Annotated in this window: 21 protein-coding genes; 17 read left to right on the top strand and 4 right to left on the bottom strand. The window is 61.6% G+C overall.

Going from position 1 to position 23,691, the window contains the following annotated elements:
- Positions 1-4: 4 nt before the first annotated feature.
- The 3 genes from ACOJB8_RS16200 to ACOJB8_RS16190 are packed head-to-tail and all read right to left on the bottom strand — an operon-like array spanning position 5 to position 2,949.
- Positions 5-1,258, bottom strand: coding sequence for a CaiB/BaiF CoA transferase family protein (locus ACOJB8_RS16200; RefSeq protein WP_069266514.1), 1,254 nt, complete (start codon positions 1,256-1,258; stop codon positions 5-7).
- 2 nt (positions 1,259-1,260) lie between these two features.
- A complete protein-coding gene (locus ACOJB8_RS16195; protein WP_069266515.1) occupies positions 1,261-1,737 on the bottom strand; it encodes a MaoC family dehydratase in 477 nt (158 codons plus the stop codon).
- Between the two features lie 48 nt (positions 1,738-1,785).
- Complete coding sequence (locus tag ACOJB8_RS16190; RefSeq protein ID WP_475013354.1) at positions 1,786-2,949, bottom strand: acyl-CoA dehydrogenase family protein; 1,164 nt, start codon at positions 2,947-2,949, stop codon at positions 1,786-1,788.
- A 383-nt stretch (positions 2,950-3,332) separates the two neighbouring features.
- On the opposite strand from ACOJB8_RS16190, the gene ACOJB8_RS16185 reads away from it, so the two are divergent.
- From ACOJB8_RS16185 to ACOJB8_RS16115, 15 genes are all read left to right on the top strand, one after another.
- Positions 3,333-3,698, top strand: coding sequence for a Zn-ribbon domain-containing OB-fold protein (locus tag ACOJB8_RS16185; RefSeq protein ID WP_069266517.1), 366 nt, complete (start codon positions 3,333-3,335; stop codon positions 3,696-3,698).
- Positions 3,699-3,758: 60 nt separating this feature from the next.
- Positions 3,759-4,910, top strand: a complete 1,152-nt coding sequence (locus ACOJB8_RS16180; protein WP_342947360.1) for a thiolase — start codon at positions 3,759-3,761, stop codon at positions 4,908-4,910.
- A 53-nt stretch (positions 4,911-4,963) separates the two neighbouring features.
- A complete protein-coding gene (locus ACOJB8_RS16175; protein WP_475013353.1) occupies positions 4,964-5,764 on the top strand; it encodes an enoyl-CoA hydratase/isomerase family protein in 801 nt (266 codons plus the stop codon).
- A gap of 11 nt (positions 5,765-5,775) precedes the next feature.
- Positions 5,776-6,582 carry an enoyl-CoA hydratase/isomerase family protein gene (locus ACOJB8_RS16170; protein ID WP_069266520.1) on the top strand — a complete coding sequence of 269 codons (807 nt, stop codon included), beginning with the start codon at positions 5,776-5,778 and terminating at the stop codon, positions 6,580-6,582.
- A 17-nt stretch (positions 6,583-6,599) separates the two neighbouring features.
- Complete coding sequence (locus ACOJB8_RS16165) at positions 6,600-7,415, top strand: enoyl-CoA hydratase/isomerase family protein (protein ID WP_256094871.1); 816 nt, start codon at positions 6,600-6,602, stop codon at positions 7,413-7,415.
- A 44-nt stretch (positions 7,416-7,459) separates the two neighbouring features.
- Positions 7,460-8,314, top strand: a complete 855-nt coding sequence (locus ACOJB8_RS16160) for an SDR family oxidoreductase (protein WP_368726691.1) — start codon at positions 7,460-7,462, stop codon at positions 8,312-8,314.
- 3 nt (positions 8,315-8,317) lie between these two features.
- Positions 8,318-9,460 (top strand): CaiB/BaiF CoA transferase family protein, encoded by a 1,143-nt coding sequence (locus ACOJB8_RS16155; RefSeq protein WP_368726690.1) that lies wholly within the window; start codon positions 8,318-8,320, stop codon positions 9,458-9,460.
- A 44-nt stretch (positions 9,461-9,504) separates the two neighbouring features.
- The gene (locus ACOJB8_RS16150; protein WP_475013352.1) at positions 9,505-10,704 is read left to right on the top strand and encodes an acyl-CoA dehydrogenase family protein; all 1,200 of its coding nucleotides are present in this window, start codon (positions 9,505-9,507) and stop codon (positions 10,702-10,704) included.
- Positions 10,705-10,735: 31 nt separating this feature from the next.
- A complete protein-coding gene (locus ACOJB8_RS16145) occupies positions 10,736-11,890 on the top strand; it encodes an acyl-CoA dehydrogenase family protein (protein WP_475013351.1) in 1,155 nt (384 codons plus the stop codon).
- Between the two features lie 32 nt (positions 11,891-11,922).
- The gene (locus ACOJB8_RS16140; RefSeq protein ID WP_475013423.1) at positions 11,923-13,089 is read left to right on the top strand and encodes an acyl-CoA dehydrogenase family protein; all 1,167 of its coding nucleotides are present in this window, start codon (positions 11,923-11,925) and stop codon (positions 13,087-13,089) included.
- An 18-nt stretch (positions 13,090-13,107) separates the two neighbouring features.
- The gene (locus ACOJB8_RS16135; RefSeq protein WP_475013350.1) at positions 13,108-13,914 is read left to right on the top strand and encodes an enoyl-CoA hydratase; all 807 of its coding nucleotides are present in this window, start codon (positions 13,108-13,110) and stop codon (positions 13,912-13,914) included.
- Between the two features lie 19 nt (positions 13,915-13,933).
- Positions 13,934-14,803: a MaoC/PaaZ C-terminal domain-containing protein gene (locus ACOJB8_RS16130; RefSeq protein WP_069266527.1), complete on the top strand. Its 870-nt coding sequence runs from the start codon at positions 13,934-13,936 to the stop codon at positions 14,801-14,803.
- 54 nt (positions 14,804-14,857) lie between these two features.
- The gene (locus ACOJB8_RS16125; protein WP_368602283.1) at positions 14,858-16,066 is read left to right on the top strand and encodes an acyl-CoA dehydrogenase family protein; all 1,209 of its coding nucleotides are present in this window, start codon (positions 14,858-14,860) and stop codon (positions 16,064-16,066) included.
- A gap of 9 nt (positions 16,067-16,075) precedes the next feature.
- The gene (locus tag ACOJB8_RS16120; protein WP_475013349.1) at positions 16,076-17,209 is read left to right on the top strand and encodes an acyl-CoA dehydrogenase family protein; all 1,134 of its coding nucleotides are present in this window, start codon (positions 16,076-16,078) and stop codon (positions 17,207-17,209) included.
- Positions 17,210-17,283: 74 nt separating this feature from the next.
- Complete coding sequence (locus ACOJB8_RS16115) at positions 17,284-18,513, top strand: cytochrome P450 (protein WP_475013348.1); 1,230 nt, start codon at positions 17,284-17,286, stop codon at positions 18,511-18,513.
- A 62-nt stretch (positions 18,514-18,575) separates the two neighbouring features.
- On the opposite strand, the gene ACOJB8_RS16110 is transcribed toward ACOJB8_RS16115, so the two are convergent.
- A complete protein-coding gene (locus ACOJB8_RS16110; RefSeq protein WP_069266531.1) occupies positions 18,576-19,235 on the bottom strand; it encodes a TetR/AcrR family transcriptional regulator in 660 nt (219 codons plus the stop codon).
- A gap of 1,374 nt (positions 19,236-20,609) precedes the next feature.
- Between ACOJB8_RS16110 and ACOJB8_RS16105 the strand changes: the two genes are divergently transcribed.
- Positions 20,610-22,307 carry a DUF1302 domain-containing protein gene (locus tag ACOJB8_RS16105; protein ID WP_256094873.1) on the top strand — a complete coding sequence of 566 codons (1,698 nt, stop codon included), beginning with the start codon at positions 20,610-20,612 and terminating at the stop codon, positions 22,305-22,307.
- A 14-nt stretch (positions 22,308-22,321) separates the two neighbouring features.
- On the top strand, positions 22,322-23,671 hold the full coding sequence (locus ACOJB8_RS16100; RefSeq protein WP_475013347.1) for a DUF1329 domain-containing protein: 1,350 nt from the start codon (positions 22,322-22,324) through the stop codon (positions 23,669-23,671).
- Positions 23,672-23,691: the final 20 nt, after the last annotated feature.

Here is a 23,691-nt window from a genome sequence, read left to right as displayed (position 1 = left end):
CCAGTTAGTCTTTGCTCAACGCTTCCGTAACGGCTTGGCCTTTTCCCGTGGCACGGGCGACGAGCGCGCTGGCTTCGCTTGCGCTATAGCCCGCTTCGATCAGGACTTCGATGCTGTGCTCGCCGAGATTCGGCGGCAGATAGCGAACGTTGCCGGGCGACTCGGAGAAATGCACCGGGATCGAGGTCATGACCATGTCGCCTTCGGTCGGGTGATCGAAGCGCTGGAAGAAGCCGGTTTCCTTGACGTACGCGTCGTGCATCAGGTCTTTCAGGTCGCGCACGGGACCGTGCGGAACGTCCGCCAAGGCAAAAATGGCGTTCCATTCAGCCGTGGTCTTATTGCGGATGGCGTCGCCGACGATGCGGTACAACTCGTTGATGTTGCGCATGCGCTCGGTCATGTGGCAAAAGCGCGGGTCATCCAGCAGATGCGCCGCATCGATCGCGCACAGCACGCGGCGCCATTGCTCGTTGTTCACCGCAAGCAGGCAGATATGGCCGTCCTTCGTCGCATACGGGCGGCGATACGGCGAGAACATGCGCGGATAGCCAAGGCCCGTGCCGTCATTGGAGCCCAGCGCGCCTTCCCAGAGATGCTCGAAAAGATTGAACTGCAGCATCGTTTCGAACATCGGCACATGGACGAGCTGACCGAGGCCGGTACGCTCGCGGTGATAGAGCGCCATGCCAATTGAGGAGGCCAGCACGTAACCGCAGAACTTGTCGACGATCACGGTGGGGAAGTAGCGCGGCGAGCCGTCAGCGTCACGGTTCATCGCGGCAATGCCGGTTTCGCCCTGGATCACGTCGTCGAAGGCGGGGCGGTCCTTGTAGGGGCCGTCGATGCGGTAGCCGGCGCCCGACGCGTAGACGATGCGCGGGTTGCGCGCCCGTACGGCTTCGTAGCCGATGCCGAGCCGTTCGGCGGCGCTCGGACGCATGCTGTGCACGATGACGTCGGCCGATTCGACAAGCTTGAGCAGCGCTTCGCGGCACTCGGCCTGTTTGAGGTTCAGGATCACGCTCCGCTTGTTGCGGTTCATGATCGTATAGAACACGGCCATGTCGGGATTGCGGCCGGGGCCGTTCTTGCGGTTCTGGTCGCCTTCGGGCGGTTCGATCTTGATGACGTCCGCACCCATGTCGCCGAGCAGCTGTGTGGCGACCGGACCGAGCACGTTGATGGTCAGGTCGATCACGCGCACACCGGCTAACGGGCCCGTGGCCCGTTCGAGGGGTTGTTGTGGATTTTCCATGCTCAGGCCTTGTATTCTTTGCCCTTCACGAGTCTGAGCGGCGTGTACACCATCACTTCCGTGCCGTCCTGCTTGATCACGCGATTACGCGTGCGTACGAGACCCAGTCCTGGACGCCCGTTGCTAGGCCGGCATTCGATGACTTCGCATTCCACATGAATCGTGTCGCCCACGTAGGTGGGACCCTTGATATCCAGCTCCATGTTGAGGAACGCGAAGCCGACGCCCTGCATGGTGGCCTGCGTGAGCAGCCCCTCCATGAGCGTAAACACGAGTGCTCCCGGCGCGACGCGTCCCTTGATCGCGGACTGCTCCCTTAGAAACTCTGTGTTGGTAAACAGCACTTCCAGCATGCCAGTCACGGATACGAAATTCACCACGTCCGTTTCGGTGACTGTGCGGCCCACGGTCTTGAACTTGCGTCCAACGGGCAGGTCCTCCCAGTGAATACCCAAACCAACCGTTTCGACTTCTTCCATTGCCTGTCCTCTGTTGTTGTCGCTCGCTTGTTAGCTCAACTGTCTTTTTCAGTTCTTCTTGATGCGGCCCAGCACGTTGTCCGCGACAATGTTGCGCTGGATTTGATTCGTGCCCTCAATGATCTGCACAACTTTTGCGTCGCGGAAATACCGGTTTATCGGGTACTCGTTGGAGATGCCGGCAGCGCCAAAAAGCTGTACGGCGTCAGTCGCGACCTTCATGGCGACATCCGATGCGAACATCTTCGCCATCGCAGCCATTGGAGCGAGTTCGCGTCCGCTTACGCCCGCGTCGACGAGCGACGCGGTGCGGTAGACAAGTTGGCGCGCGGCTTCGGTCTGCGTGACCATGTCGGCAATCATCCAGCGCACACCCTGGAAGTTGCTGATGGTCTGGCCGAACGCTACGCGATCCTGAATGAATTTGACGGCATGGTCGATCGCCCCCTGCGCAATGCCGACCGCGCGCGCGGCAACGATGGGGCGGCTCGTGTTGAGCGCTTCCATGGCCACCTTGAATCCCTGGCCGCCTTCCGGCCCGAGACGGTCTTCCGCGCGAATGAAGGCGTCGTCGAAATAGAGGGGGCAAGACGCTACGCCTCGCGCGCCCATCTTGTCTTCTTCATTACCGATGGTGAGCCCGTGCGTGTTGCGATCGACGACGAAGAGATTGATCCCCAGCGGCTGCCCTTCCTCATCGAGCGTCTTTGCCGCGACGAGAATGAAGTCGGCAATATGCGAGTTCGTGCACCAGATTTTTGAGCCGTTGAGCACATAGCCGCCGTTCTTGCGGCGCGCTGTGGTGCGAATGCCGGATACGTCGGAGCCGCTTTGAGATTCGGTAATCGAGAGCGCGCCGCGCAATTCGCCGGATGCGAGTCCGGGCAGAAGGCGTGCCTTCTGTTCGTCCGTGCCTCCTTCGAGAATGGCGCCAAAGGGCGTCCATTGCACGACCAGCAAATAGCCGGTGTTGTAGCAAACTCGCCCAAACTCCTCGACGGCGATACAGGCCGACATCACACTGCCGGCGCCGCCATACGCTTCCGGAAACGGCAACGTGAAGAGGCCCAGTTCCTTAAGCAGTGCATACATGTCATGCGGATACTCGGCCGTACGGTCGATCTCGTCGGCGCGCGGTGCCACACGCTCCCTTGCGACGCGACGGATGAGATCGCGGATCTGAACCTGGTCGTCTGTTAGTTCGTATGTCACTTCGAGCTCTCTTACTGGCGGTTTTCCGGATCGGGCCAGGATTCGTCTTTCGGAGCGGGCCAGGTTGCCCCGCTGACCACTCCCGAATCACCCCGGTCTCTTCAAAATGTTGAACAATGTTCGATAAAGTAAACGATGGATCAGGTGGCCGTCAAGCGCAGAAACCGGCTGGCGCGGGTTTGTCCGAGGTGCGTCCGGAATTTCGCCGGGATGTAGTGTCAGCCTTGTGGGGCGGGGCACGACAGGGCTTTCCCACCGTTGACAGCACGCTTCCGGTGCGTTTAATATTTGGAACAGTGTTCGGTTATTTGTTCCATTTTGGCCCGACATAGCGGCTCGATTCGCGGGAGCCCTAAGGCAAAAACGATTTGGAGGAGCGGGGAATGGACTCTCTTTGTCCTGAAGTCGACTATCAGAAGTTTCTGGCCGAGGGCCGCTTGATGATCCAGCGCAGCCGCAGCAGCGGCCGCTATGTGTTCTATCCGCGCGTGGCCGAGCCGGTCACCGGGGCGCGCGATCTGGAATGGGTCGACGCGTGCGGGAAAGGCACGGTTTATTCCACCACGGTCGTGCGCCAGAAGTCGCCCACGCCGAGCTACAACGTCGCAGTGATCGATCTGGAGGAAGGTGTGCGCATGCTCAGCTGCGTTGAGGGCATCGAGCCGGAGGCCGTGCGCATTGGCATGCCCGTGCAGGCGAAGATCGTCTACCGGGGGGATGCGGCACTGCTCGTATTCGAACCAGCCTGACGCCCGCTAACCCGCAACCGGCCGTCAAGAGCCGGTCGCACCTGATGAAAGGTAGATCGAATGGAATTCAACTTGCGCGGGCGTACCGCACTGGTGGCAGGCGCCACCTATGGGATGGGGGAAGCGCCTGGCTTGTCGTCAATGGACCTTGCTGCGCGCGCTTGCGTCGACGCGCTGGCCCAGGTAGGGCTCACGCCCGGCGATGTGGATGGCCTGTTCGTGTGCACGCCCGACGACATGCTCTCGGGTCTCACGTTTGCCGAGTACCTCGGTATTAACCCGAAGTTCACCGACAACAACCGAAGCGGCGGCTCGGCGTTCGAGATTTACGCACACACTGCGGCGATGGCCTTGTCTACGGGCCAGATCGACGTCGCGCTGATCGCATATGGGAGCAACCAGCGCAGCGCGGCGGGCAAGCTCGTGCAGTCGTCGCGTCCCTCGCCGTGGGAGAGCCCGTACAAGCCGATGAATCCGGTCTCGTCTTATGCGCTCGCGGCGGCGCGGCATATGCACCAGTTCGGCACGAAGCGCGAACATCTGGCCGAGGTGGCCGTCGCCGCGCGCAAATGGGCGCAGCTCAACCCGGATGCGTACATGCGCACGCCCTTGTCGATCGATGACGTGATGGGCGCGCGTCTCGTATCCGACCCGCTTTCCGTACGCGATTGCTGCCTCGTGACGGATGGCGCGGCGGCCGTCGTCATGGTGCGCGCCGACCGCGCACGCGATCTGACCGACAAGCCCGTCTATCTGCTCGGCGCGGCTTCGGCCACGTCACACCGCGAAATTGCGAGCATGCCCGATCTCACGGTGACGGCGGCCGCGCAATCGGGCCGGCGCGCGTATGAAATGGCGGGCGTGAAGGCAAGCGATATCGACGTCGCGATGCTGTACGACGCATTCACGATCAACACCATTCTGTTCCTGGAAGACCTCGGCTTCTGCCCCAAGGGCGAAGGCGGCCGCTTCGTCGCGGACGGGGCCATCGCGCCGGGCGGCCGGCTCGCGGTGAATACCAACGGCGGCGGGTTGTCCTGCGTTCACCCCGGCATGTATGGGCTTTTCCTGATCGAAGAGTCGATGCGGCAGCTGACGGGGCGCGCCGGCGAACGCCAGATTCCCGGCGCGAAGCTGGCCATCGCACACGGCAACGGCGGCGTGCTCTCGAGCCAGGCCACGGTGATTCTCGGAACTGAGGAAACGCTGTAAGACACGGCGGCCGCCCAGGCCACGGTCAACAGTTTTGCATGGGAGACGGACAGATGAGCGTAGAGATCGGCGGCGACGCGACAGAGATCGTCCAGGTCCAGCAAGACGGTGCAATCGCGATCGTCACATTGAATTATCCCCAACGCCGCAACGCATTTTCATTGAAGATGCGTCAGACGTTGTATGCGCAACTTTATCGTCTGATGCATCACGAGGAAAGTTGCCGCGCAATTGTCCTGACCGGCGCCGGCAATACGTTTTGTGCGGGCGGCGACATCTCGGAGATGCAGACGCGCAAGGTGCTCGAGTACCGGCAACGCAATGAACTGCCGCTCGATATCTTCAGACTGATGGTCGAAGGCCCGAAAGCGGTTGTTGCCGCGGTCGAAGGGTTTGCGTTTGGCGCAGGCCTCTCGCTCGCAGCGGCTTGCGACTACGTCGTCACATCGTCGGCGGCGCGCTATGCGAGCGCGTTCGTGAAAGTCGGGCTTTTGCCCGATACGGGGCTCTACTGGTCGCTCTCGCAACGCGTGGGCGGCGGCCTCGCACGTGAGCTCATGCTGGGCGCGCGCGAGTTCAACGGAGTAGAAGCGGGCGAGACCGGGTTTGCGAATCAGGTCGTCGAGCCCGGCGAGGCGCTGAACGCGGCCTTGAAGGTGGCGCAACAGTACGCCGAATTGCCCTCGGTCGCCACCGCGCATCTGAAGGCCGCGCTCGCGACGGGCATCCGCACGCTCGACGAGGCGATCGAAGCCGAAGTCAACCTGCAGCCCATCCTGCGCCGCAGCCGCGAACACCAGGAAGCCGTGAGCGCCTTCATGGAAAAGCGCAAGCCGGTGTTCGTGGCCGACTGAAGGGAGCCAACATGAGCGAAAAACAAACGGCAGCAACCGAAACGGCGGCGCTGATCGAGGTGACCCGCGAGGGGCCGGTCGCGATCGTGACGTTGAACAATCCGCGACGCCGCAATGCGATGGGGCGCCAGATGCGCCAGTTGCTGCGTGACACGGTGCATCGTCTCATGGTCGACGACCCAGAGTCGCGCGCAATTGTACTCACTGGCGCGGGCGAGCATTTCTGCGCGGGTGCGGACATCTCCGAGATGACGAAGCGCACGATCCTGCAAAGCCGCGAAATTCTGGCGGAATCGTGCATGGTGGTGCGCGAAATGCAAGCGGGTCCGAAGCCCGTTGTGGCGGCGGTGGAAGGCGTGGCCTTCGGCGCTGGCCTGTCGCTCGCGGTGGCGGCCGATTACGTCGTCGCAGCGTCGAGCGCGCGTTTTTGCGCTGCGTTTCTGCGCGTGGGGCTGATTCCAGATACCGGCATTCTGTGGACGCTTCCGAAGCGCATTGGCATGGCCCGCGCGCGCGAGATGCTTTCGCTCGCCACGGAGATCGACGGTAACAAGGCCGCGGCAATCGACCTCGCAAACGAAGTGGTCGAGTCGGGCGCGGCGCGCGCCAGGGCGATTGAAGTTGCACTCGGCCTTGCGGCGTTGCCACCGCTCGGCGTGGCGCTGTTGAAGGAGTCGCTCACCAACGCCGCGACGACCATGGAAGGCGCGCTGCGCGCCGAGATCGACTATCAGCCCATCCTGCGTCAGTCGAAAGACCATCAGGCTGCCTGCAAGGCATTTATGGAAAAGACCACACCGGTCTTCACCGGCGAGTGAGCGCGGGGACCCATGCGATGAGTATCGAGCAGAAGGAAATGACTGCGGGCGCCGACGAGGTCGTGCAGGTGCGCCGTGAAGGCGACGTGAGCGTTGTCACGATGAACTATCCCGAGCGCCGCAACGCGTTCTCCATGAAGATGCGGCTCGCGCTGACGGAGGTGTTTCAGCGACTCATGAACGACGACCCCGATACGCGCGCCATCGTGCTGACGGGAGCGGGCGGTCATTTTTGTGCGGGCGGCGACCTCTCGGAAATGCACGCGGCCACGCCGCCATTGCTCGCGCTGCGTGAGCGCATTGCGGTGGGCGTGCGTCTGTTCAAGCTGATTTATACCGGCACGAAGCCCGTCGTCGCGGCAGTGGAAGGCACGTGCTACGGAGCGGGCGTCTCGCTGGCTGCTGCCTGTGATGTCGTGGTCAGCGCCGAGACGGCGAAATACTCGTGTGCCTTCGGCAAGGTAGGCCTGCTGCCCGACACCGGGATTCTCTGGACGCTCCCGCAAAAGGTGGGTGGCGGCAAGGCGCGCGAACTGATGCTGAAGGGCGATGTCATCGATGCAACCACGGCGCGCCGCATCGGCCTCGTCAGCGAGCTGACGGTGAGCGGACACGCGCTCGATGCGGCGATCGAGGCCGCGGCTCGCTTTGCGAGCTATCCGCCGGTGACGCTGGCGCTCCTGAAGGCGAGCCTCGTCAACGCGGGCAACTCGATCGAGGACGCATGCCGTCTGGAGACCGATCTCAATCCGCTGGCGCGTCAAACGAGCGATCACACGGAAGCCGTGAAGGCCTTCATGGAAAAGCGCAAGCCGGTTTTCACGGGCGCCTGAAGCCGACGTTCTTCATTGCTGTCTCTACAGGAAGTTCAATGCCAATGTTTACGCCTGACCTGCTGAAGAACAAACGAATCCTGATCACCGGCGGTGGCACGGGGCTCGGCAAGAGTATCGGCCGACGTTATCTCGAACTGGGTGCCGATCTTGTCATCTGCGGCCGCCGCAAGGAAGTGCTCGGCGCGACCGCCGACGAGTTTCGCGGCGCGGTGCCCGGCGCACGCGTCACGACGGTGCAGGCGGACGTGCGCAGCGCGGAATCCGTCGAGGCAATGATGGACACGATCTGGCAGGACGGCCCGCTCGATGTGCTGCTGAACAACGCTGCGGCGAATTTCATCGCGCGCACGGAGAGCCTTTCGCCGCGCGCGGTGGACGCGGTGCTCGGCATCGTGCTGCACGGTAGCTTCTATTGCACGATCGCGGCGGGCAAGCGCTGGATCGACGCGGGCCACGCGGGCAACGTGATTAGCACGGTGTCTACGCCCACGATGACCGGCTCGGCCTTTACGGTGCCCTCCGCCGCGGCGAAGGCGGGCATTCTCGCGATGACCCGTAGCCTTGCGGTCGAGTGGGGCCCGAAGGGCATCCGTCTGAACGCGGTGGCGCCCGGACTTTTCCCTACGCCCGGCGCCTGGGAGCAACTGTATCCGCCGGGCTCGCAGGTCGAACCGCAGGAGCGCTCCGTTCCGCTGCGCCGCTTCGGCGATCACAAGGAACTCGCCGATCTTTACGCGTATCTGGCATCGGATGGGTCCGGCTACATCACCGGCGACATGATCGTCATCGACGGCGGCCGCTGGATGCAGGGCGTTGGCGGCCCGACCTTCCGTGCCATGCAGGACTGGACCGACGAACAATGGGACGCCATGCGCGCCCATGCGCGCAAGGGTTGAACGATGGGTCCGCTCGCGGGAATCCGAATCATTGAGCTGGCCGGCATCGGGCCGGGCCCCATGGCCGCGATGTTGCTCGCCGACCTGGGCGCGACGGTGTTGCGCATCGAGCGTCGCCAGCCGGTCAAGCTCGGTATCGAGCGCCCGCTGCGCTACAACCTGTTGCTGCGCAACCGGAAGACGATCGCGCTCGACCTGAAAGACCCGGAGGCTGTCGAACTCGTGCTTTCTCTGGTGGAGCGCGCCGACGCCTTGATCGAAGGCTTCCGCCCTGGTGTGACCGAGCGCCTGGGGCTCGGTCCGCAGGTTTGCCTCGGTCGCAACCCGAAACTCGCCTATGGGCGCATCACGGGATGGGGGCAAGACGGACCACTCGCGCAGTACGCGGGGCATGACCTGAACTACATTGCGATCACCGGCGTGCTCAACGCGATCGGGCGCTGCGATCAGCCGCCGTCGATACCGCTGAACCTGATCGGCGACTATGCCGGCGGTTCGCTGTATCTCGCGATGGGGCTGCTCTCGGCAATTCTGCACGCGCGTAACGGCGGCTCAGGCCAGGTCGTGGATGCCGCGATCGTCGACGGTACGGCCAACCTTGCCACCACGTTCTTCGGCATGCAGGCAGCCGGTATCTGGCGTGACGGGCGCGGGACGAATATCACGGACTCCGGATCACACTTCTACGACGTATACGAATGTGCGGACGGCAAGTGGATCACCATCGGCCCGATCGAGGACAAGTTCTATCTCGAACTGCTGCGCTTGCTCGACATCGACACGCGAACCCTCGGCGCTCAGCTTGACGAAAGCAATTGGCCTGCCGCGCGCGCCCTGTTTGCGCTGAAGTTCAAGAGCCGCACACGCGAGCAATGGACCACGCTGCTCGAGCATTCGGACGCGTGCTTCGCACCGGTGCTGTCGTGGACCGAGGCACCCGAGCATGCGCATCTGAAGGCGCGCGGCACGTTCATCGAAGTCGACGGCATCGTGCAGCCCGCTCCGGCGCCGCGCTTTTCCGCCACGGTGCCCGCGAAACCGACCGCGCCTGAAGCGCCCGACGCGGCAACGGTCGACGCCGCGCTGGCTGCGTGGCTCGAACCGGGCCGCATTGGCGAGCTGAAAGAAGCGGGAACGCTGGCCTGAGTGGCACACGCCAGGCGAGCCTAAGAAAACGAAACGAGACACTCATGGATCTGCGATATACCGACGAAGAACTGGCGTTCCGCAATGAGGTGAGAGCCTTCTTCAAGGAAGCGCTGCCCGCCGACATTCGACGCAAGGCCACCCTGGGGCAGCGCTATTCGGCGGCCGACCTGCGCCGCTGGCAACGCATTCTCTACGAGCGCGGCTGGGCGACGCCCGCGTGGGACAAGGCGTGGGGCGGGACCGGCTGGAGCGCCGTGCAGCAATACATCTTCAAGGAAGAGCTGCACATGGCCCCGGCGCCCGAAACATTGTCGTTCAACGTGAACATGATCGGCCCGGTGCTGATCGCGTTTGGCAGCGAAGAGCAGAAGCGCCACTTCCTGCCCCGCATCGCGAGCCTCGAATACTGGTTCTGCCAGGGCTTTTCCGAGCCGGGCGCGGGTTCGGATCTGGCCGCACTGCGCACCCAGGCGGTTCGAGAAGGCGACCACTACGTCATCAACGGGCAGAAGCTCTGGACCTCTACGGCGCATCACGCCGACTGGATGTTCTGTCTCGTGCGCACGGACTCGAGCGGGAAGAAGCAACAGGGCATTACCTACCTGCTGATCGACATGAAGACGCCGGGCTTGACGGTGCGCCCGATCATCACGATCGACGGCCACCACGAAACCAACGAGGTGTTCTTCGACAACGTGCGCGTGCCGGTTGCGAATCGCATCGGCGAGGAAAACAAGGGCTGGGACTACGCCAAGTATCTACTCGGCAACGAGCGCAGCGGCATTGCACGCGTGGGCGTTTCGAAGATGCGCGTGCGGCGTGCAAAGGACCTCGCGAAGCGCGTGCCCTGCGGGGACGGCGTGCTTTGGGACGACCCGCGCTTTCGGGAGCGGGTCGCGGCCGTGGAAGTGGAGTTGAAGGCGCTGGAAATGACGCAGATGCGCGTGATCGCCGAAAGCCGTGCGCAAGAGAGCCATGTGCCGGACCCCAAGACTTCGATCCTGAAGATCAAGGGTTCGGAACTCCAGCAACTTTCCGCCGAACTGCTGCTGGAAGTGGCGGGGCCGGATGCGTTGCCGCTCGATATCGACTTCCTGCGCGGTCTTGGCGACGCGGTTCGCGAGCCCGAATGGGCGCTGACGATCGCGCCGAACCACTACTTTGCGCGTCACGTTTCGATTGTGGGCGGCTCCAACGAGATTCAGAAGAACATTCTCGCCAAGTCGGTATTGGGACTTTGAGCGACGGTCGAACAGCGGAGAAGCATGGGCTATGGACTTTGATTTCACCGATGAGCAACGCATGCTCAAGGATAGCGTCGAGCGTCTCGTCAAGGACGAGTACGGTTTCGAGCAGCGTGCGAAGTACCTCGTGGAGCCGGACGGCTTCAGCCGCGCGCAATGGGCGCGCTATGCGGAGATGGGGCTGCTGGGTCTTTCATTCGATGAGGAATACGGCGGCAGCAACTGCGGTCCTGTCGAGACGATGATCGTCATGGAGGCGCTCGGCCGCGGCCTCGCGGTCGAGCCGTACCTCGCAACGGTCGTGCTGGGCGGCGGCTTCGTGCGCCTTGGCGGCAACGCGGCGCAACGCACGGCGATTCTGCCGCAGATCGCGCAGGGCGAATTGCTGATAGCCTTTGCGCACAGCGAAGCGCAGTCGCGCTACGACCTGGCGGACGTGGCGGCCACCGCGCGGCGCGAAGGCGACGCATGGGTGATCGACGGCGCCAAGCGCGTCGTGCTGCATGGCGGCAATGCCGATCTCCTCGTGGTGTCGGCGCGGGTGTCGGGCGGCAGGCGCGAGCGTGACGGCATCGGCCTGTTCGTGGTGAGGGGCGACGCGGCGGGCGTGACACGCCGCGTGTATCCGACACAGGACCGGCTGAGCGCGGCAGATATCGAATTTTCCGGCGTGCGAGTTCCGGATAGCGACGTGCTGGGTGTCGCGGGTGCCGCGTTCCCGCTCATTGAAACAGTCGTTGCGCACGCAATCGCCGCGGTGAGCGCGGAAGCTGTAGGCGCGATGACCGCCGCGCACGAAGAAACCGTCGAGTATCTCAAGGTCCGCAAGCAGTTCGGCGTACCCATCGGGTCATTTCAGGCCCTCCAGCATCGGGCGGTCGACATGCTGGTCATGGTGGAGCAGGCGCGCAGCATGGCGCTCTTCGCGACCATGATGATTGAGGAACCCGATGCGGGGGAGCGCGATCGCAGCCTGTCCGCCGCGAAAGTGCAGATCGGACGCTCGGGCCGCTTCGTCGGCCAGCAAGGTGTGCAACTGCACGGCGGCATCGGGATGACCGAGGAGTGCAAGATCGGCCACTACATGCGACGCCTGAGCGTGATCGATATCCAGTTCGGCTCGACCGAACATCATCTGACCCAGCTCGCCAATGCCGGCGGGCTGATCGATGCAGCAGCGTGAGCCGCGTCCAGCCAAGTATACGGAAACCATTCATGAGCCGAATTACCTCTCCCGACCAATATCAGGAACTGCGCGACGCGCTGCGTGACCTTTCGAAGGAATATCCCGATGAGTACTGGCGCCGCATCGATCACGAACGCGTGTACCCGGAGGCGTTTGTCGACGCGTTGACGAAGGCCGGCTGGATGGCGGCGCTGATTCCTCAGGAGTACGGTGGTTCCGGCCTCGGGTTGACCGAGGCGTCCGTGATCATGGAGGAGATCAACCGCAACGGCGGCAACTCCGGGTTCTGCCACGGCCAGATGTACAACATGAACACGCTGCTGCGCAACGGCTCGGAAACGCAAAAGCGCAAATATCTGCCGAAGATCGCGAGCGGCGAATTGCGCCTGCAGTCGATGGGCGTGACCGAGCCGACCACGGGAACGGACACCACGAAGCTGAAGACCACCGCCGTGAAGAAAGACGGCCGCTATGTGGTCAACGGCCAGAAGGTTTGGATTTCGCGCGTGCAGCATTCGGACATGATGATCCTGCTCGCGCGCACCACGCCCTTGTCTGACGTGAAGAAGAAGTCGGATGGGCTGTCGTGCTTTCTCGTGGACCTGCACCAGGCGATCGGCAACGGTCTGACCGTGAGGCCGATTCCCAACATGGTCAATCACGAGACCAATGAACTGTTCTTCGACAATCTGGAGATTCCCGAAGAGAACCTGATTGGCGAGGAAGGCAAGGGCTTCAAGTACATCCTCGACGGACTCAATGCCGAGCGTGCGCTGATCGCGGCCGAGTGTATCGGCGACGGCTACTGGTTCGTTGAACGCGCATCGAAATACGCCAACGAGCGTATCGTCTTCGACCGGCCAATCGGCATGAACCAGGGTATCCAGTTTCCGATCGCCGAGGCGTATATCGACGTGCGCGCGGCGGATCTCATGCGCTACAAAGCCTGCGAACTGTTCGACAACCATCAGGCATGCGGCGCGGAAGCGAACATGGCGAAGCATCTGGCGGCCACGGCTTCGTGGAAAGCGGCGAATGCCTGCTTGCAGACGCATGGCGGCTTCGGTTTCGCCTGCGAATACGACGTCGAACGTAAGTTCCGTGAAACGCGGCTTTATCAGGTGGCGCCGATTTCGACGAATCTGATTCTGTCCTACGTCGCCGAGCATGTGCTCGACCTGCCGCGTTCATTCTGATCATCGAGAGGGGATCTCATGCGCTTCGAGACCATTCTGTACGACGTCAAGGACCGTATCGCGACGATCACGCTCAACCGTCCTGAACACATGAACACCTGGAACGACCAGGTGGCGATGGACGTGTACGAGGCAATGCAGGCCGCGGGCGCGGACCGCGGTGTGCGTGTCATCGTATTCACCGGCGCGGGGAAGGCGTTTTGCGCGGGCGGCGATATTCACAGCTTCGGTGGTGACCCCGCCGCACTCATGACCAAGCTGCCGCGTCCGTTCGACATGCGCAAGCGCGCCGACTGGCAGACGCGTTGTTCGTATTACCCGGCCATTCCGAAGCCGGTGATCGCCATGCTCAATGGCGCGACCGTCGGTATTGGCCTGATTCACGCGCTCTTTTGCGACATCCGGTTTGCTTCGGAAGACGCCACCATCACCACGGCATTCGCGCGGCGCGGGCTGACCGCCGAATACGGCATGGCGTGGATACTCGCGCGCCACGTGGGCCAGGCGCATGCGCTCGACCTGCTGCTGTCGGGCCGCAAGATCAAAGGCCGCGAAGCCGAGCGCATGGGACTCGTGAATCGTGCGATCCCGGCGGAGAAACTGGTCGAAGAGACTTATGCCTACGCGCGCGAAATGGCGGATTACTGCTCGCCGCGCTCCATGCGCATCATGAAGGAACAGGTCTGGGAGGTGCCTTTCCAGACGCCCCACGAGGCGATCATGTCGGCCGGTCTGGATATGCCGATCGCCAACCAGTGCGACGACTACAAGGAAGGCATGGCGAGCTTCCTCGAGAAGCGCAAGCCCAACTTCACGGACTACTGAGCACCTACAGGACACCCTCATGCTGAACTACGAAGTCGTCAAGAACTGGCCTATCGAAGATGTTACGCAGACGTACAGCGAACGCGACGTCATGCTGTATTCGCTGGGCCTTGGCCTCGGCGGAGACCCATTGGACGCAGACCAGCTGCGCTACGTCTATGAAAAGGACCTGCAGGCAATGCCGACTTGCGCGGCCGCGTTCGCGTGGCCGAAATCGTGGATGCGCGATCCGCGTACGGGCATCGACTACCTGAAGCTCGTGCACGGTGAGCAGGACGTCCGTTTCGTGCGGCCGATGCCGGTTGCCGCGACCATCGTCAGCAAGACGCGCGTGAGCCGCATCTCCGATAAAGGCGCGGGAAAGGGCGCGATCGTCGAGCTCATGCGTGACATCATCGACGTTTCGAGCGGCGAACAACTCGCCGAAGTCCGCCAGGTGTCGTTTCTGCGTGGCGACGGCGGGTTTAGCGCGGAGTCGGGCGTGAGCGACGTGCCGCCCGAAGCGCTTCCGCCGGTGCCGGAGCGCGCACCGGATGCGGAATACGTCTTCTCCACCGGCGCCCATGCCGCGTTGATCTATCGCCTTTCGGGCGATGCCAACCCGCTGCACGCGGATCCTGAAGTGGCTTCGAAGGCGGGTTTCAGCCGCCCCATTCTGCACGGCCTCGCGACTTATGGCATGGCGGGCTACGCCGCGATTCGCACCTTCGCCGGCAACGATGCCACCCGTCTGAAGCGGCTCGCCCTGCGCCTGACTTCGCCGGTTTATCCGGGCGAAGAGGTGCGTTTCCAGTTCTGGAGGGATAGCGACACCCGCCTGCATTTGCGCGCGCGTGTTGACGCGCGCGATGTGGTGGTGCTGAACAACGGCATCGTGGAAATTGCCTGAAACCGCGCCTGGCAGCGACAACGCGACTTGCCGGGCAGCGACTGGAGCCTGACGATGGACCTGAGAGAAAGCCCCGCCGAGAAGGCGTTTCGCGCCACGGTGCGGGAATTCGTAGCGACGCATTTGCCTGACGACATTCGTGATCGCGTGCTGAACTTCCGCCATGTGCCGCGCGAAGACTACGTGCGCTGGCAACGAATTCTGGCTGGAAAGGGTTGGGGCGCCCCCGCATGGCCCACGCAATTCGGCGGCGCCGCCTGGAATGCCGCGCAGCGCAATATCTTCGACGAGGAATGCTTTACCGCTGGCGCGCCGCGCCAGATGCCGTTCGGCCTTTCGATGGTCGGACCCGTGATCCAGAAGTTCGGCACTGCGGCGCAGCGCGAGCGCTTCCTGCCGCGCATCGTCTCGATGGAGGACTGGTGGTGCCAGGGTTATTCCGAGCCGGGCGCGGGTTCCGATCTGGCCTCGCTCAAAACGCGTGCAGAGCGTATCGAGCGTGACGGTCAATCGTTCTATGTGGTCAACGGCCAGAAGATCTGGACCTCGTTCGCGCAATGGGCGAACTGGATTTTCTGTCTGGTTCGCACGGACGGAAGCGGCCGCCCGCAGGAAGGCATCTCGTTCCTGCTGATCGATATGTCGACGCCGGGTATCACGGTCAGACCGATTCGCACGCTGGACGGCGGTCACGACGTCAACGAAGTGTTCTTCGACAACGTGGAAGTGCCGGTGAGCAATCTCGTCGGAGAGGAGCATCGCGGCTGGTCGATCGCGAAGTATCTGCTCGGACACGAGCGCACGAATATCGCCGGACTTGGCAACTGCAAGCGCTTCATGCGGCGTCTCAAGGAGATTGCAAGCACCGAGCGCAAGCACGGCAAACCGCTCATCGAGGACGTGCGCTTTCGCGATCGCATCGCCAAGGTGGAAATCGATTTGATCGCTCACGAATGGTCGCTTCTGCGCGTGGTCTCCGCTGAAACCGCAGGGCGTCCCATCGGGCCGGAAGCCTCGGTGCTGAAGATCCGCGGGTCGGAGATTCAGCAGGAGCTCACCGAGCTGATCATGGAATGCGCAGGCCCGTATGCAGTGCCCTTCGTAAGCGAAGCGCTGGAGGCGGACTGGCGCGGCGAAACCGCGAACGGCGAATTGCTCAACGCGCTGGCCGCGCACTACCTGGACTGGCGCAAGATTTCGATCTACGGCGGTTCGACCGAAGTGCAGAAAAACATCATCGCCAAGCAGGCGCTCGGCATCTGAGGACACGCCATGGACTTCACGCTGGTTGAAGAGGAACAGATGCTGGCCGACGTGGTCGGTCGTTTCGTCGAAAAGGAATACGACTTCGAGGCGAGGCGTCGTCTCGCCGCCACGCCGCTGGGCTGGTCGGATGCGCACTGGTCCACGCTCGCCGAAATGGGCGTGCTCGCGCTGAACGTGCCGCAGGACCACGGCGGGCTTGGCACGGGCCCGGTCGAGACTATGCTCGTGATGGAAGCCTTCGGCCGGGGACTCGTGCTGGAGCCGTTCGTTTCGTCGGCTGTGATCGGCGCGAAGCTCATCGGGCGCGCGGGACACGAGGCGCGCAAGGCGGAGCTGCTGGCCGGTATCGCAGACGGAAGCCTGAAGACGGCGCTTGCAACGCTCGAACCTGGCGCGCGTTTCGATTTGTGGAACGTCGCGACGAGAGCCGAGGCAACGCGCGACGGGTTCATCCTCGATGGCCGCAAGGGCGTCGTGCTGCACGGCGACTGCGCGGACATTCTGCTGGTTTCGGCGCGCACGGCAGGCGAGCAGGCGGACAAGCACGGCATCTCGCTTTTCGCTGTCGATGCGCGCGCGCAAGGTGTGAGCGTCAAGGGGTTTCCCGCACTGGATGGCCAGCGTGTCGCGGAAGTGGTGCTGAATGGGGTGCGAGTCGACCAACAGGCGGTGATCGGCACGATCGATCGAGGCTACCCGTTGCTCGAATGGGCTGTCGATCAGGGCATATTCGCGCTGTGCGCCGAAGCCGTGGGCGCGATGTCGCGGCTGAGCGAACTGACTTTCGAGTATCTGCGCACACGCAAGCAGTTTGGCTCGCCCATCGGCAAGTTCCAGGCGCTGCAGCACCGCGCCGCCGATATTTTGACCGCGGTGGAGCAGGCGAAATCGATCGTCTATTTTGCGGCCGCCAGGCTCGGCGAAGACGATGACGTTGCCGCTCATCGCGCTGTGACCGCTGCGAAAGCGCTGATCGGGCGCAGCGCGCGCTTCGTCGCGCAGCAGGCAGTGCAGCTTCACGGTGGGATGGGCATGACGGACGAGCTGGCGGTGGGTTGGTATGTAAAGCGCCTCACCTGCATCGACATGACGTGGGGAAACACCGAGCACCATATCGAGCTATACGGCGCGTTCCTGTAACCGCGGCTCGACGGCAACAAGAACGATTCATTCGACCGCGTAGAGCGGTCAATTCGAGGAAAGGAGACAACCTTATGTCAGCAACTGGCCATGGCATGACTCCGGAGCTGGCGCCGGTACCCGCGCACGTTTCGCCGGAACGGGTATTCGATATCGATATCTATCACCCGCCCGGCGCAGAAGACGACTACCATCTCTCGCTCAAGAAGCTGCACGCCGAAGGGATTCCCGACATTTTCTGGACGCCTCGCAACGGCGGGCACTGGATCGCCACGCGCGGCGACGACATCTATCACATCCTGAAGGACTACGAGAACTTCTCGTCGAAGCAGCTCACCGTTCCCCTGGTCGAGCATCAGCCGTTGCCGCCGATCTTCTTCGATCCTCCGCAGCATACGGCGTATCGTGCGTTGATCGCGCCCGCGTTCATGCCGCAGGCGATCAGCAAGCTCGAAGAAAAAGCGCGCGAAATGGCGATCGAGTTGATCGAAGACTTTTACCCGAAGGGCGAAGTGGAATTCGTCTCTGGGTTCGCGCAGCATCTGCCGATCGGCATTTTCATGAACATGGTGGCGCTGCCCGCCGAGGATCGCGAGTACCTCCTGAGTCTCGCCGACAAGATGGTGCGCCCGGTGGACGCCAGGGAGAAGCTCGGCGCGCTAGGCGCAATCTTCCAGTACCTGGGCGTGAAGATCGCCGAACGGCGCGCGAATCCGGGCGACGATCTCATCAGCAAGATCGTGAATTCGAAAATCGACAGGCGTGCCTTGACCGACGAAGAGGTTCGCGGTCTGTGCGGACTCGTGCTGATCGGCGGCCTCGATACCGTTGCGTCCGCAATGGGATTCATCGCCAGTTTTCTGGCCGGCAGTCCCGCGCACCGCAAGCAGCTCATCGACAATCCCGAACTGACCCAAAAGGCCGTTGACGAGCTATTACGGCGTTTCCCGGTGGTCAACCAGGGTCGGCGGATCACTCACGATTTCGAATATAAGGGCGTGCGGCTCAAAGAGGGAGACATGATCATCATGCCGACCACGCTGCATGGCCTCGACGAGAGAAAATTCGACGATCCGCTTACCGTCGATTTTACCCGGCCCACGCCGATTCATTCGACCTTCGGCAATGGTGCGCATCGTTGTCCCGGCTCGTTCCTTGCGCGCGTGGAACTGAAGGTCTTCCTCCAGGAATGGCTTAAGCGTATTCCTGACTTCCAGATCAAGCCAGGTGAGAAGGCGGGTGTCCACGGAGGGGTGAACGGCACGCTGTACCACTTGCCTCTTGTGTGGAAAGTCGCCGGCTGAGCGTCCACATCAGGCGGTGCGCGCAGACCGCTACCCGTGCTGCGCGCACCTGAACTTCAGATTCATGGAGACGCTTTGCTCAGCGCACGCCAGACGACCTTCATGGCGTGACGGAATGAATCCCGCTCGGGTGTATTCGTCCCCGACCGGCGAAGAAAGACGACCAGACCTTGCAGATGGGAAAGAAGCAGGGCGCCACGCAGCGTACATTCCGCGGACGCCAAGGTCGGGTTGATTTCCGCGATCAGTTCCGCGAGAAGAACCTGGAAATCCGCAGTGGATTTGGCCATCAGGGCATGGAGATACGGTTCGTGTTCAGCCAGGCTCCAGGTTTCCAGCACAAAGGCGCTAACGCGATTGCCGCCGGGTGCCGTCAGCACAGAGAATGCCTCTTCGACGATCATGTCCAGCCGGGCCTCCGGTGGCCGGTGTTTGTCCTGCGTGATCGCCTGATAGTGTTCGAAATAGCGATTCGTGAATGCCTCTATCGTGGCCCGCAATAGTTCTTCGCGGGTGCTGAAATAGTGCTGCAGGGTCCTCAGCCGGATGCCTGCGTCGCTGGCGATGCGGCGTTGCGTGAATCCAGCGTTGCCTTCCGATGCGAAGACTTCGATCGCCACTTCAATGATGGCTGGCACACGTGTAGATCTGTTCCCTCGCCGCCGAGGCGCGTCTGCTGCCGGCTTGTCGAGGTCTGCCGATGAGATGGTCAGGTCTTTCATCTGTTGTGCTCTCCTTGGCGTTTCCTGTCCCTCTCGCGCGCGTTGTAAGGGCGAGACGAACAAGACTGGCAACTGTTCCCGCCCCCGATAGGTACGTCTTCCGATTCGGCTCGGACGGCGGCAAGTTTGATCTGATGATACTGCTAGTCAGGCGACGAATAAACGGTAGTCCGACGACTAATTGATTCCAGATCACATGCGGCTCTCGCCCCGTAGCATCACCCATGCTACTAGAAAATAGGGTGGACTTGTCCATACCGGCATTTCCCCTGGTACGGTTGAATCTTGATAATGGGTCTGCTGACTACTAATATTTAGTCAGTAGACACATTTGCGTCCAATCACACGGATCCTTTCGCGACGGCAACCGGAGCACGAGGAATCCGGGTGTCTGAGCTGACTGGTGAGTGCCTCCATTTGCACTCGTGAGTGTGGTCGTCAGAGGCGCGCACAGAGCGGTTGAAGGAGCAGGGCATGAAACTTGGAGAAAGTTCTTTGCGTGCGCTCATCAAAAAATGGTTCGCGCCCTCTGCGACCACCCCGGTGCACGTGACCCGATATAACTTCGCGAATTCGAGCCAGACGAGGTGTGTGCTCGCACGGTCATCCGCCTCGGAGGGGGGGCTTTCGATCTTCTTCTTTCGGCATGACGATGGGGCCTGGCGCGTGTTCCCTCCTGCTCCCCGAAAACCAGCAATGCACTCTCGCGCAGGAACGGGGTAGCGGATCGCGAAAGTCGCGGCCGACAGCCGGCATATATGGAAGGACTGCCAAGGAAGACGGCCTGGTCCCGTAAGCGCTTCGGTCGCTCGTGCAATTCTTCCTCCGTTCACCATTGAATCGACAGACTAAACGCCGCGTCTTCCATGACCGGTACCGCGTACCGCTTTGGATCGGCGGTACCTGGCCGCGTCCGGCCTGCATGTCGATTGATGAACCGCCGCCGGGTTGTTGCAGCGAAAGCTCCCATAGATCGCATCGCCAACCCGCACAGGCGAGGCGAATGCCCCGCAAATGCGAGCGCCGCCAACACGCGTGGGCACAACGCGCGCGCGCCGTATGCAGTCGGCGCCACTTGGCCGAGGCATGCATGTACCGAGTTAAGCCGATGACAAAAATCGAACCCTCGTTTACCCAGGTTTGTGAACGGCGTTCGAGAAAATGTACCGCATAGGGGTGAGCGAGCGTTGACAGTCAGGTTTCGAGCGTTTATCTTTGCGAACAGCATTCGCATTCTGGTGATGCGCTTGGGGGACCCCGAGACGCGATGCTGACGAGGTAGGGAGGCCGGTTTCGCTTCATAGCTAAAAGTCTGCGGCAGTCCAACGGCCTTGGCCTTTTCTGCGGCAGTTCGACAAAGAAAAGAGGAGACGCATGAAAATGAAGAGCCTGAAGCCAAGTGCGATCAGCCTTGGCGTGCATGCAACCTGTATCGCGGCGGCTTGCGGGTTGTGGAGCGCGAACGCCAATGCATTTCACTTCGATGTGCCGAACCCGGACATCGACATGGAATGGGATAACACGGTGCGTGCGGATTACGACATTCGGCTTCAGAACCCGGATCACTTCTACACGAACAGTCCGACCTACGACGAAGGTGATCTGTCGACGCCGAGGTTCAGCACGATCCAGGCGATGCTGAACCTCTATAGCGAGTTCGATTTCAAGTACAAGGAGACGTCGGGCTTCCGCATCAGTATGGATGCGTGGTACGACCCGACGTTCAAGAATCACAACACGAGCAATCCTGCATTTCCGCCGAACTATCCCAACAACGAGTACACAAGCTACATCAAGAAGTATTACCAGGGACCGAGCGCCGAGTTGCGTGATGCCTTCGTGTTCAACACCTTTGACCTCGGCGGGCATTCTGTCAACGTCAAGCTAGGCCGTACGGCGGTAACCTGGGGGCAGTCGGCGTTTGCTACGCTGGGCGGCGCCAACTCGGTGGCGATTGGCCAGGCGCCGCTGGACCTGATGAAGCTGACGCAGAGCCCGAGCGCATCGCTGAAGGAAATCGTGTTGCCGACGGCTCAGGCTGACGTGACGACGAACATTACGGATACGATCACCCTCGGGGCGCAATACACCTTCGAGTGGAACCACGATCGCCTGCCAGAAGGCGGCACCTATTTCGGCGGTGCGGATCCGATTCTCTATGGGCCGCCGGTGGCCAGTTACACGACGATCCCCGGACTGGGCACGTTCGCGATTCCGCGTGTACCGCCGACCAAAGGTCAGATCGGTGATATCGGTCTTGACGGCAAGTGGCGTGTTGATTCGCTGGCAACCACCTACGAACTGACGTATCGCCACTTCGCCATGAAGATGCCTTGGGCGGCCGTGCTCGTGCCGGGCGCTGGGCCGCAACTCTTCCCGGGCACCAATCTGCCGGGCGTCACGGCGAAATACGGCAACGACGTCAACCTGATCGGTCTGGGCTTCAATAGTGCTATCGGCAATGCCGCCGTGGCTGGGGAAGTCTCATACCGCTGGAACATGCCGCTCAATGCAGTCAACACGACGACGGTCAACGACGCGCCGACCGGCCGTACGCTGCATGGTCTTTTGAACGTTACGCAGTCGTTCGGCAAGTCGCCGTTGTGGGACAACATGTTCCTGCAGGCGGAATTCTCGTTCAATCAGTTGTTGAGCGTGCAGTCGAATGCGGGAAATTTTGCGAATTCCAGCTATGACACCACCGGCCAGTGTTCGGCATCGGGCAATTCTGCATTCAATAACTGCTCGACGCGCTTCTGGGCCGGTCTCGGGATCGGTGCGAGCCCGCAGTGGTATCAGGTATTCCCTGGGGTCGACCTGACGATGCCGCTGTTCGTCAATCTGAACCTGAAGGGCTACTCGTCCGTTATCTCGCCGGCCGCCGAGGCACAAGGCCAGAATACGTTCGTGGTCGGGCTCGACTTCACAATCTACAACAAGCACGAGGTGGACATCACCTACACCTATTACATGAACAAGAAGGGGTACTCGACGGCGGGCGCCGCAACCGCTCTCGGCGCGCCGTACAGCGACAAGTCGTGGCTCGGCATCACGTATCAGACGACGTTTTGATAATGGAGACAGCTGTGAAAAGATTCCCAAAGCTTCTTAAGGCGCTTGCGGTTCTTGCGGCAATCTGGGCTTCGCCATACACGCTAGCCGCCGATAGCGGATTGACGCCGTTTGGCGCCGAGATCGCAGGAAACAAGGACGGGACAATTCCTGCCTATACCGGGGGCATCACGCAGGCTCCGGCCGCATTCAAACCGGACTCAGGAAAATGGGCGGATCCGTTTCCCGGTGAAAAACCCATTCTCCAGATCACGGCACAAAACTACGAGCAATACGCGGACAAATTAAGTGCGTCGGAAATCGAATTATTCAAGCGCTATCCGACTTACAGGATGGATGTCTATCCGACTCACCGCAGCGTTTCGTATCCCGACTGGTATTTGGAGAACTCCACCAAGAACGCTCAAACCGCGAAGCTTGAAAAGAACGGCCTTTACCTATCTGGAGCATTTGGCGGAAAGCCGTTTCCGGTGCCGAAGAATGGGCAGGAAGCGTTGTGGGACTGGGAGTTGCGTTACGTCGGTACGCTCCAACGCAATAACGTGAAAACGTGGTTGGTGGACTCGAGTGGTACGCCGATCCTTGCGGCGCAATTCAAGAGCTCGCTCTATTACCCGTACTTCGATATCAAGAAGGAGGATGAATTCCGGAAAAAAGCGGGCCTCGCAAACTGGTATTACGTGTACAACGACTACGCGGCACCGGCGCGCCTGATTGGCGATACGACCCTCTTCTGGTACTTCATGGATACGGCGGATCATGATCAGCAGTCCTGGGAATACAACCCGGGGCAGCGTCGTGTGCGGGTGGCGCCGGACCTAGCCTACGATACGCCGAACCCCGGGTATTCGGGGGCAATCACGATGGATGACATCCAGTTGTTCTATGGACGGATCGATCGCTGGGACGCCAAGCTCGTGGGCAAGAAGGAGATGTACATCCCGTACAACGACTACAAGCAGCAGTATGAAACGCCGGCGAGCAAGATCCTCACACAGCATTTCGTCAATCCGGATCACGTACGCTGGGAGCTTCACCGTGTGTGGGTCGTTGACCTGAAGCTCAAGTCGGGTGCGCGCCACGTCTACGGCCGCAAGATGCTCTACCTGGATGAAGATGGCGGTGGCGGGATGATGGACGCCTACGACCAGTCGGGCAAGCTCTATCGCGGTGGATTCGAGACGACGGTGCCCGCCTACGACTACAAGGTTCCGTATTCGCTCGGCAACTGGTTTTACGACTTCAATAGCGGCATTTACATCTTCGGCAGTCACCCTGCCGAGACGCCGGGGATTCTCTTTAACGTGAGCTTCCCGTCCGACTACTACACACCGGAACGCATGCAGTCTGCGGGTGTGCGCTAATTGCCTGCCGATGTAGGAGT

It is taken from the genome of Paraburkholderia sp. BR10141 (genome assembly GCF_056155635.1).
The sequence above is the reverse complement of the archived record's forward strand: the minus strand, read 5'-3'. Positions and strand labels throughout refer to the sequence as shown.